Raw genomic sequence first — 740 nt, forward strand, 5'->3', positions numbered from 1 at the left:
GTTTCCGCCATACTTTTTTTATCTTTAAGTTCTTCGGGCAAATCTTCCACTATATCCGCGCCACGGCTGACCAGCAAATCCAACAACCCCACATTGTCAAAAGTATCCAGCCGTTCGCTGTCTTCGGCACGCACATATTGGTTGATTAAATAACGCATATCCGCATCAACTGTTTTAAAATCCACATAATCGCCGCTGGCAATTTTCAATTCGTCCCGCAAGTCAGTGATATTTTTTACCCGCTTGTGCCATTCTTCAGCTTGGATTTTATTGTAACCGGCTTCGACCAATTCATTAGCAATCGCCCCATAGGCGCGAATTAATTTTGCTGCTGCCCGATAAAACGCCAAACGTTTGCTTTGGTATTCAGTTTGCAGGTTGGTTTTATCGTCTGCGCCGCAAAAATAGGCTTTGTACTCGGGGAAGGTTTTCGGAGCTAGCACGTTTTCCGTCATCATCTGCACCGCTTCCCAAGCCGTTTCCAAATCTTCTTTTGCCGTACTTAAGCGATCTTTAATCAGCCCCTCCACATCAGATGGCTCATAGCCTTCAAAGGCTTCTTGGGTGAAATCTTTAAACGCCTTTTCTAAGGACTTGAACAAATCCCGATAATCCACCACATAGCCGTAAGTTTTCGATTCACCGTCCAAACGGTTCACCCGACAAATAGCTTGGAAAAGGTTATGGTCTGCCATTTTTTTGTCGATATAGAGATAAGTCGCCGAAGGCGCATCAAAACC

General features: G+C 44.9%; 1 protein-coding gene. It reads right to left on the bottom strand.

The window, feature by feature from the left end; all coding sequences use genetic code 11:
- On the bottom strand, window positions 1-695 hold a 695-nt coding region (locus ACTHUR_RS13800), incomplete at its 3' end, for a type I restriction enzyme subunit R domain-containing protein (protein ID WP_440399105.1).
- Between the last annotated feature and the right edge of the window lie 45 nt (window positions 696-740).

This window comes from Neisseria sp. P0021.S007 (assembly GCF_051956855.1).